The organism is Alkaliphilus serpentinus (assembly GCF_009017255.1).
GTDB classification, from domain to species: Bacteria; Bacillota; Clostridia; order Peptostreptococcales; family Natronincolaceae; genus Alkaliphilus_D; species Alkaliphilus_D serpentinus.
This window is the reverse complement of record NZ_WBZB01000028.1, coordinates 1-9,645: the sequence shown is the minus strand read 5'-3', so window position 1 is coordinate 9,645 and position 9,645 is coordinate 1. Positions and strand designations below refer to the sequence as shown.

The following is a 9,645-nucleotide window of genomic DNA, read 5'->3' as shown; positions in this document are numbered from 1 at the left end:
AAAGGGTTAGGGGGATTAAGAGTTCTCATTATCATCGTATGTATTTGTAATCTTCACTACTGATTGGATATCATAAGAGATTTCATCAATTTTTACTTTTCCATCTTCTATGGTTTCTTCATATGTTGTTATTTCATCTATCAGAGGATTTTCAACATTAGTATTATTGATCTGCTGACAACTTACTAATATTAATAATATTACTACTCCTATCAATAGCTTCTTCATATTATATCCTCCCTCGATTAAAGTTGGTAGAGCTATTCTTTGATAATATGTCGCATAACGTTTCTGTATTTACGACGCCTTCGAGCTGGACCCTAAAGATTGACCGTCTTGGCGGTGCTTCGCTCCCGGTGAAGGGATGTGGTGCGCTGACCTTTCCCTTGACTCGTGCCTGCCCGCACCTTCCGTAAACATATTGTTATATGACGTAAAACCTACTCTTCTATTATTTCAATTAGTTCCACGAATTCAATTGTACTATACATATCGGATTCATATAAAATATTATAATATAGATTCTTAAATATAGCTTTTACTTTCACTCCATAACCTAGCTCTAGCTTGAAAGAATCACCTAGTTGGTTAATAAATTCCTCCTGATTAGAAACTTCACAAACAAACATACCACGTTCAATATCATAGATTGTATAAGGAATATGTTCTCTAAAATTATCTATAATAAGTATATTTCCAATAACTTCACATATATACGTTGCAGTAACTTCATATTTATTCTCAAACAAAATACTTTTAAAGCTATCTGTAATATACGTATCAACTACCTTGCTATCACCAAAAATATCACCTTTCCTGACAAATTCAGGTTCAAATAAATTTTTATATTCCGTTTTCTTTTCTGTGTTACCTATACTAATTAAATTATCTTTTAAATAATCAAACCCGCTCTTTTTTCTTTGTTCATCATACTCATTATATTTATCAGTAAAAGAGATATCTGTATTAATTGTTTCTACATTTTGTGATAACTCTTCAATAGTACTTTCCAACCCTTTTATTTCTGATTCTAAATCTAAAATCACATTTTCTTTTTTATTAATATCATTTCGTAGTACTTCTATTTCAGATAATAGATATTCATTTTCTGCACGCAACTCACTATTTTCATTACTTAAATCTTGTGTATCATTGTTGCAACTTATTAAGATTAAAGTAATTGCAAATAATAATATAATTTTTCGTTTAATCATATACTATCCTCCTAAACTAATAGAAAAACAAACTTAAATATATGTCATATAACGTTTCCGTGTTTGCGACGTCTCTGAGCCAGACCCCAGAGATAGACCGTCTTGGCGGAACTTCGTTCCCGGTGAAGGAATGTGGTGCCTGATCCTTCTTCGCTATGGCTATGGATTAAGTTTCGGTGAACTTACCTCCAGCACCCCTGTGTAAACACTTTGTTAGCTGACGTATAACAATTCTTTTAACCCTAAAATGAAGAATCATTTGAGGTATCAAAAATTAATTGACCTATGATTATAACTAGCCTAAAAGACTAATCTCAATTTTTTTTATATCACTCAACAGTAATTAAATTCTTTTTCTTTTAGATTCAGTTCTTGATACATCTTTAACCCATTCATCATTTTTCAATTTTTCTTCAATAATCCCGATTATTCCTTGAACAGCATCTTTAATTGTAGGATATGTATGTCCTGATGATATTTCCTCTTTCGTATCAGTAATTATCGCTTGAGAAGCAAATGAATCATCAAAAACAAGTACTTCTATCTCGGCTTTTGCCCTTCCAGCGACATTATATATAAATTTTCTTACCTCATAAACCATACTTCCAGCTAGACTCACTTTTAAATCCTTTACCATAAAAAAACACTCCCTTTTTAATTTAGATATTTTAGTAAATCAAATATAATGTTCTCTTTAACATATGTCACCTAACGTCTTCGTGTTTGCGACACCTTCGAACTGGACCCCATAGAAATACTGTCTTGGCGGAACTTAGTTCCCAGTGAGAAGGTGTGGTGCACAATACTCAAAGGCCTGTCCCTAGTGCACCTTTACTCAATAACTTTGTTATATGTAGTTGGGCTAAAACGGAATGTCATCGCTAAACAAATCTATATGGTCATCAGATTTTGTGTCACCTAAATATTCACTACTTCGTTCTTTTTCCCCTCTTTTCTCGCACTGGGTTTCATTATTGTACTGTTCCCAAGTCACACCATAAGGAACTCCTCCTGATGTATAGCCAGCTATAAAGTAGTAAGTTTCATCTGAATCATAATATTCTTCTGAATTTCTTTGTTCCTTTTCCATTTTCCTTTTTTTCTCAGCTTTTTTTTGTTTCATTTTTTCTAGTTCTATAATTTGCTTTTTGTATTCAGCGTCAACTTTATAACCCAAAATTTCTATCTCTTTTATTGCACATAACAAACTTACTCCAAACCATCTTCGATAGCCTTTTACTAAGTTTTTACCGTTATAAGTTGGAATCCATTTTTTTGCAACCTGTAATCTATTTTTTCTTTTCAGCCTTTTTCTCTTTGGTGTTGTTGACATGACTACCTCCTATTTAATATACTTTTTTAACATCTTCTCAGTTTCTTTGATTCCTTCTTCTTTAAAATAGATAGACTTAGCTTTATTGCTGCCATATATATATCCTTCTTCTATTAGTTCATCAAGAATTTTAAATGGATAGCCTTTCCAACTTCTGTGAGAACCTCCTGTTAATCTGTCAGATTCTTTCCAAGAAGTCAAATAAAGTAATAACAAAGTTAATTCTTTAATGTTTTCTCTCATAAAATACCTACTCCCTTTTTTAATATTACTATAAGCTACTATTTTTAAATTTTTCTAAAAGAGCCATATGAAATACTAGAAAGACCAATTGCATATAACGTTTCTGTATTTACGACGCCTTCGAACTGGACCCAAAAGATAGACCATCTTGGCGGAGCTTGGCTCCCGGTGAAGGGATTTGGTGCACTGACCTTTCCCTCAATACTTGCTACCAGCACCCTTGCGAAAACAGATTGTTATATGGCAGAATCTGTAAATATTCTCTAATTAAGCCCTTCTACTAAATGAATTAAATTTGAAAACTTTTTCTTTTTTAAAATATGCAGCTAGAACAAATAGAAAACAAAGAACAATTCCTAATATACAACTTAAAACATCAAAAGATTTTACCAATATATGAATTAAAATGCATGGCAATATTGATTCAGTACCTTTTCTTAATAATGCAAGGACAACTGCTATCATAAATATATCAAACATATTACTGCTATACTCAGGAAGAAGGGTTTGCGTATGAACTATTGCAAAAAGAGTACTTGATATTATAACAGCCCAAATCCAAGGTTTTTTTGATTATTAAATATTTTTAAAAGCAATGTATATAAGAACCCCCTAAAAATGAGTTCCTCTCCTGTTCTTGCAAATATTTCAAGAAATATGGATTTGGAGTTTCTAACTAGAGGCATTCCTTTGTTTGAAAACAATATAATTAAAAATAAAGTTAAGAATAATAATGTTTTGTAGTTCACGATAAAACCAAATTCTTTTATTTCCCAAGGTCATATTTGTGAGAAACAAGAAGAGGAACATAAAGAGCTATCCATCCCAGAAGAACTAATAAATTAATGTTTTCTACTGTTCCAGGGCTCCAGGTATAATAATTGCTTGTACCAGCTATTAACACTAAAGTAAATATGTAGATCAAGCTAAGCCAATGGAATCTTGTAATATTCAACTCTTTAAACTTCATAAATTTCCTAATCCTCTTTCTTCCCCAAAACCTTACTTTTATAAAACAATTTGAGATGTCTCCTCCTTTGGCTTATGTACACCCTTACTTTTCTGCCATATAACGTTCCAGTGTTTACGACGCCTTCGAGCTGGACCCTACAGATAGACCGTCTTGGCGGAGATTCGCTCCTGGTGAAGGGATGTGGTGCGCGGACCTTTCCTTCAAAACGTACAATCAGCACCTCCTGTAAACACGCTGTTAGAAGACGTCATCCAGAACAATTTCTTCCCAACTATTATACTTGTACTTGTCAGTACTGAATTTTATGCAAAAATCACTACGGTATGTATATTTGATAATGCCATCTCTTATAAATTCTTTAGTAAGTAATTCAGTACACAAATGTATAATATAGTGTTTACGATTATGAATATCAAATTTTAATAATATATTTAATATTTTATACTCTTTTTCTAGGTAGATAGAAATAAACTCCGAGATATCTATTTTGCTAAATTCTTTTCGCTCATCGATATATTTTGCAAATCTACCTCTAATATTTACTGATTCTAATGATTTAAATAATGAGTCTAAATTTGTACTAATAAAATTCTTCGTAGCATATGAAGCTACACAATAAGCAATATAAAAAATTAAAAAGGAGTTAAGTATATTGCTTGGAATACTAACTAAATTCCTTACAATGTTTGAAATTTCAGTAATCTGCATTAAGACTAATATTAAAGTTGTTAACCCTACTTTTGTAGATAAAAAAACATAATCTTTTATCGAGTATTCATATTTATATTTAAAATTTTCAACCTTTTTCTCCTCTAAGTCTTTTGTCATAGTTTTTAACTCGCTTTTTAATCTTTGATTTTCATTATTTTTTACTATTAATTCTGTTTCTAGGTTCTTTATTTTTTCCTCTAATGCCAACAATTCAAATACTCGTAATGAATCATCTTTTTCTTCTATGTTAGAGTATAGTACTATTGAGTTGTTTTTTAAATCTTCTTCAATATATTTTTTATAGTCATCTATTAATATATTTACCATAGCACTTTTTTCTGTAAATATAGCTTCTAGACCAGGATTTACGTCAGGATGAATTTTAGCTCTATATCTCCTTAACTTTTCTAACAATTCAAGATTTGGAGTCTGATCGTCTTTTGGCAGTTTTAAAAATTCAAGTACTTTTTCTCTCATATGATTTCTCCTTCCCTATTAAAAGATGTCTTCTAACGTTTTGGTATTCCTGACGTCGTTGAGCCGGACCCCAGAGATAGACCATCCTGGCGGAACTCCGTTCCCGGTGAAGGGATGTGGTGCCTGACCCTGCCCTAAAACCTTGCCCCTGCACCCTTGCGTTAAACACAGTGTTATACGCTGTTTTCGCCATTTCTCCAGAGCACTTTTCAAATTAAATTCCTTTTAATTCATCATCATCTAAACTTATTTGAAATTGGCTTAACCACTTTACCATGCCCGTCCAGAGTCTTGCCGAAAATTCTCTTAACCTATTTACATTTGTATCTAGTGCCAAGAGCTCATCTATACATTCTGAGTATTCCTTTGGTAATAGTTTAAGTTTCTTAGCTTCTTGAAATAATATTCTACTACTTATAAATTGTTTTTTATTAATTAGGCCAACAGTCATAGTTGCCCAATATGCTATTCCTTTGGCATTTAACGATGCACACAAAATATTATCTTCGTCTATTGTGAATATTTTTAAAACATGCTCATACATATCAGCAAAAGCAGCCTTTGCTAATTTGCTAAAATTTGCTGATTGAATAGCCTCTATTGAGTTTTGTTTTAAAGTTTCAGCTAAATTTGTTGGATCATATAAAAATTTAGCATTTAATAATCTATCACCTGCTAAACACCATTCGTAGTTTACATTTTTTGAAGCTTCAATAACGCTTTCGAGTCTATCATATCCAAGACCTATAAACATTCCTTCACAAAGAAAAGCATTCCATCTTTCTTCTGCTAAATCATTATTGAAAATAGCTGTCATCTCTATATCGGAAAAGGGTTTATCTGTTCCTTTCGCTGTTGAGCCTTCTAATGTAACTGCGATTAATTGTTCATTGTATTTATTTTTTAATTTTACTAATATTTTTTCTGCTAATTTAAGTCGTTCTTCATTAGTAAACCTTGCTGGCATCCAACCTAATTTCTCTTCCATTTAATCATCCTCCAAATTTATATGAAATCTTGCAAAGTATCACCCTGATAATGGCTAAAATTGCGTATAACGTTTTGGTATTCCTGACGTCGTTGAGCCGGACCCGAGAGTTCGACCGACTTGGCGGAACTTCGTTCCCGGTGAAGGGATGTGGTGCCTGACGCTACTTCACTATGGCTATGGATTAAGTTTCAGTGAACTTGCCTCCAGCACCCCTGTGTAAACACGTGGTTATACGAGGTCATTAATACTAAACTCCGATTAGCATCTTATCAGGTTTTTTCTTAATTTATAGTAATATCAGTACATCATTAAATGGAACATCTTCAGTTACTCTTAACCAAATCCACTTCCCATCATGATATTGCTTTGTACTATTTACTAAATCCAAAGTCAATTTGCTAACCTGATCTTTTATAAGTTCAAAACTTTCTAATTCTTTACCCCCAAATGTAAAAAGAATTGTAAAAGCTTTTCTTTCAGGGTGAATTGAAATAATTGTTTTTTTACCTTTCTTGTACTGTAATTCCCAGCCGTAATTCTTCCCACCAAATTTCATACATTTATCTAGATTATAATTGCTTTCAATAGCAGTAATTAACCTATCCCATAGCTCTACAATATGACTTTCTCCAATAAATTTTCTCATGCTATTTTCTGTAGGTTCAATTCTTTCATTGAACATTCTAGAGTACTTTCCATGTGATTTAATTTGTTCATTTAATCTGTTAACATTTTCATATGGTTTTATAAAGTGATGATATTCATTTCTTTTAATTTTTTCTTGGAACTTTTCTTGAATATTTTCTAACCTTACTGCTCTTTCTTCAAGCTTCTCACATATAAAATCATCACATTGCGAACAATCTTCATATCCATGGTCTATTACACAGGGTCTAACAGGGCAACCAGTATCAATTAGATTAGCGGTTAAACAATCAGAACTAATACATCCTTCACAATAAATTTTATCTACTTCAATTCTAAATCCGAAAAATTTAAACCAACCATCACTCAGTAATTGTCTTTTATCATCATTTTCTATATTTTCTTTATAAGCTAGACATAGGTCACATCTATAACCACATCGAGTTAATATTTCTTTTCCCATTCTCCAACTCCCCCTTTATAAAGAGCATATTTATTCTTGCTGATTTCGTATAACGTTCCAGTGTTTACGACGCCTTCGAGCTGGACCCCAAAGGTAGACCGTCTTGGCGGAACTTCGTTCCCAGTGAGAAGGTGTGGTGCCTGATCCTACTTTCCTATGGCTATGGATTAAGTTTCGGTGAACTTGCCACTGGCATCCTTGCGTAAATACATTGTTAGCTGAAGTCAATTCACTGCTTGGAAATATCTGACCATTGTTTTATCATTTAATTTTTAATAGTATCCTATTAATTATTTCATTTATACTTAGTTTATCCGTATTGATGTGCTCCTTATATAGTTCATTCGTTAGAGTTTCTATGCATTTTTTTGTCTGTTGGTAAGTCCATCCCCCTTCTTTGTCCCCTCGAGAAGCTAACCTTTGATATATGGTTTCTTCTGAAGCAATTAGACAGAAATGATACAACTCATTTTCAATGTTCTGTAATTCTGTAAATATGTACTCAAAGTTTTTTGGTTTATATATAGTCATTGGTATTATTAAATCTTTATTGTACTTTCTCTTTACTTCTCTCACTGTTTTTACAGTTAAAATCCTCCATAATTCTATATCCTGAAAATCATCGGTTCTTTCAACTTGTAATCTAACCTCTTCAGGTATAATCTTCCTTACCATATATCCAATCTCTTCAGGGTCAAATATCATACTGTTTGGAATATGAGTTTGAAGTATTTGAGCAATAGTCGTCTTCCCTGCGCCAAATGCTCCGTTAATCATTACTATCATATTTTCCCTCCAATGCTATAGACATTTTTCATTTTCCATTGTTGACTGATTTCAGCTAACGTTTTGGTATTCCTGACGTCGTTGAGCCGGACCCGAAAGTTCGACCGACTTGGCGGAGCTTGGCTCCCGGTGAAGGGATGTGGTGCACTGACCTTTCCCTCGAAACGTGCCCGCCAGCACCTCCCGTAAACACAGTGTTATGAGATCGTCTCAGCAGTACATATTTCTTCATCTGCATAACCTTTTCTTTTCAGTTAAAAAAAAGGTAAACTAAACTATAAATTATCAAAAATACTTGTTTTTAAGTAAAATTAACGAATCTACAAACATAACTGCATAAAATGCAGTTGTAATAATTAGAATAATTAACAAAAATATATTTTTTGCACCAGGATTAAATAGTAAGCTCATTGATATGATTAGAAGAAGTAAAGCTGAAATCATGACTACCACAAATCCGCTGTTTTTTTCTTTCTTTTCATTATCAAGTATCAATTGTCTACGTTCATTAAATGAAAGTTTTACAATGCTTTTTTCACACTTTAGGGTTATTAATCTGGTGATAAGTACTCCAATAATAATACCTATAAAAAAAGCTGATATAATATGTAACCCATAAATACATGGACCGTTATAATATAGAAGTATCAACAGAAAAATTGAAATGACAGCCAAATATATTTTTTTGAACTTTTGAACTGTATTTTTAATATTTTCATCAATTATTAAGCCTGCTCCCAAAGGGCCATAAGGATAAAAAATGTATTTATCCCCACTTGATTCACGAAAATATGTAGTAGTTCCCACCATCAGTTGTTCCCCCTATCAAAACATAATTTTAGAGATGTCTCATAACGTTTCCGTGTTTACGACGTCCCTGAACCGGACCCCTTGACCCTTCCCCTTAGTGGAGCTGCGCTCCCGGTGAAGGGATGTGGTGCTCTGACCGTTCCTCGTTATGGTTATGGATTAAATTTCACTGACCTTACCTCAAGCACCCTTATGCAAACACATTGTTAGGCGGCGTTAATGATTCCTATTTAATAGTAATATAAATATGGTACAATATAGATAATAAACTAATGCGAAAGGATGATACAGGTGCCTACAATATCAATGTTTTATGGTATTATAATCAGAATGTATTGTGCTCCAGGCGAACATAATCCTCCACATTTCCATGCATATTACCAGGACCATAAATCTATAATAGATATTAACTCATGCGAAATCATTGAAGGAACTTTACCTAATAAACAACTTAAATTAGTAGTTGCATGGGCTGAAATTCACAAAGATGAACTAATAGCCAACTGGGAACTAGCCATGAACAGTGAATTGCCTTTTAAAATTGAACCATTAAAATAGGAGGTGTATTATTATGTACCTAGCAGTAAAAAGTGTTAAGCCCCTTAAAGATTATCAGCTACTTCTTACATTCGAAAATAATGAAGAAAGAATGTTTGATATGTCACCGCTTTTAAATAAAGGTATTTTCCAACAACTAAAAGATCAAAATTTATTTAGTACCGTTAAGGTCTGTTTCGATACAATTTGTTGGGACAATGATGCAGATTTGTGTCCAGAAATACTATACGAGCAAAGTGAACCTTATAATCACTCCTAAAGATATCCTAATTGGGGTATCTTTTTATATTAACTTCTAACAGTAAATCACTACTACAATGACGCCTAACGGTTTCGTGTTTGCGACGCCTTCGAGCTTTACAGGGAAGTCGCTCATGGTTGCGAGTTCCCGAGCACCTAATGCGACGACCGACTCGGCTAGTGAGAAGGTGTGGCGCTCAT

Annotated in this window: 15 protein-coding genes; 2 read left to right on the top strand and 13 right to left on the bottom strand. The window is 33.0% G+C overall.

What is annotated here, in order from left to right; translation table 11 throughout:
* Positions 1 to 15: 15 nt before the first annotated feature.
* From F8153_RS09035 to F8153_RS08985, 13 genes are all read right to left on the bottom strand, one after another.
* Entirely contained in the window at positions 16 to 228 is a 213-nt protein-coding gene (locus F8153_RS09035; RefSeq protein ID WP_151866038.1) for a hypothetical protein, read from the bottom strand.
* A gap of 212 nt (positions 229 to 440) precedes the next feature.
* Positions 441 to 1,214 (bottom strand): coiled-coil domain-containing protein, encoded by a 774-nt coding sequence (locus F8153_RS09030; protein WP_151866037.1) that lies wholly within the window; start codon positions 1,212 to 1,214, stop codon positions 441 to 443.
* A 343-nt stretch (positions 1,215 to 1,557) separates the two neighbouring features.
* Entirely contained in the window at positions 1,558 to 1,851 is a 294-nt protein-coding gene (locus F8153_RS09025; protein WP_151866036.1) for a hypothetical protein, read from the bottom strand.
* Positions 1,852 to 2,076: 225 nt separating this feature from the next.
* Positions 2,077 to 2,547 (bottom strand): hypothetical protein, encoded by a 471-nt coding sequence (locus F8153_RS09020; RefSeq protein WP_151866035.1) that lies wholly within the window; start codon positions 2,545 to 2,547, stop codon positions 2,077 to 2,079.
* Between the two features lie 9 nt (positions 2,548 to 2,556).
* Positions 2,557 to 2,790: a DUF6429 family protein gene (locus F8153_RS09015; RefSeq protein ID WP_151866034.1), complete on the bottom strand. Its 234-nt coding sequence runs from the start codon at positions 2,788 to 2,790 to the stop codon at positions 2,557 to 2,559.
* A 267-nt stretch (positions 2,791 to 3,057) separates the two neighbouring features.
* Positions 3,058 to 3,312 (bottom strand): hypothetical protein, encoded by a 255-nt coding sequence (locus F8153_RS16740; RefSeq protein WP_408608756.1) that lies wholly within the window; start codon positions 3,310 to 3,312, stop codon positions 3,058 to 3,060.
* A 20-nt stretch (positions 3,313 to 3,332) separates the two neighbouring features.
* On the bottom strand, positions 3,333 to 3,539 hold the full coding sequence (locus F8153_RS16100; RefSeq protein WP_192929744.1) for a hypothetical protein: 207 nt from the start codon (positions 3,537 to 3,539) through the stop codon (positions 3,333 to 3,335).
* 17 nt (positions 3,540 to 3,556) lie between these two features.
* Complete coding sequence (locus F8153_RS16095) at positions 3,557 to 3,760, bottom strand: hypothetical protein (RefSeq protein ID WP_192929743.1); 204 nt, start codon at positions 3,758 to 3,760, stop codon at positions 3,557 to 3,559.
* Positions 3,761 to 4,000: 240 nt separating this feature from the next.
* Positions 4,001 to 4,951 carry a hypothetical protein gene (locus F8153_RS09005; protein ID WP_151866033.1) on the bottom strand — a complete coding sequence of 317 codons (951 nt, stop codon included), beginning with the start codon at positions 4,949 to 4,951 and terminating at the stop codon, positions 4,001 to 4,003.
* A 214-nt stretch (positions 4,952 to 5,165) separates the two neighbouring features.
* The gene (locus F8153_RS09000) at positions 5,166 to 5,939 is read right to left on the bottom strand and encodes a kanamycin nucleotidyltransferase C-terminal domain-containing protein (protein WP_151866032.1); all 774 of its coding nucleotides are present in this window, start codon (positions 5,937 to 5,939) and stop codon (positions 5,166 to 5,168) included.
* Between the two features lie 289 nt (positions 5,940 to 6,228).
* Entirely contained in the window at positions 6,229 to 7,050 is an 822-nt protein-coding gene (locus F8153_RS08995) for a DUF3788 family protein (RefSeq protein WP_151866031.1), read from the bottom strand.
* A gap of 261 nt (positions 7,051 to 7,311) precedes the next feature.
* A complete protein-coding gene (locus F8153_RS08990) occupies positions 7,312 to 7,836 on the bottom strand; it encodes an AAA family ATPase (protein WP_151866030.1) in 525 nt (174 codons plus the stop codon).
* Positions 7,837 to 8,121: 285 nt separating this feature from the next.
* The gene (locus F8153_RS08985; RefSeq protein ID WP_151866029.1) at positions 8,122 to 8,646 is read right to left on the bottom strand and encodes a hypothetical protein; all 525 of its coding nucleotides are present in this window, start codon (positions 8,644 to 8,646) and stop codon (positions 8,122 to 8,124) included.
* Between the two features lie 291 nt (positions 8,647 to 8,937).
* Here F8153_RS08985 and F8153_RS08980 point away from each other — a divergent pair, with 291 nt between their 5' ends.
* Together F8153_RS08980 and F8153_RS08975 are read left to right on the top strand one after the other, a co-directional pair.
* Complete coding sequence (locus tag F8153_RS08980; protein WP_151866028.1) at positions 8,938 to 9,204, top strand: DUF4160 domain-containing protein; 267 nt, start codon at positions 8,938 to 8,940, stop codon at positions 9,202 to 9,204.
* A 13-nt stretch (positions 9,205 to 9,217) separates the two neighbouring features.
* Positions 9,218 to 9,463 (top strand): DUF2442 domain-containing protein, encoded by a 246-nt coding sequence (locus F8153_RS08975; protein ID WP_151866027.1) that lies wholly within the window; start codon positions 9,218 to 9,220, stop codon positions 9,461 to 9,463.
* The last annotated feature ends 182 nt before the right edge of the window (positions 9,464 to 9,645 follow it).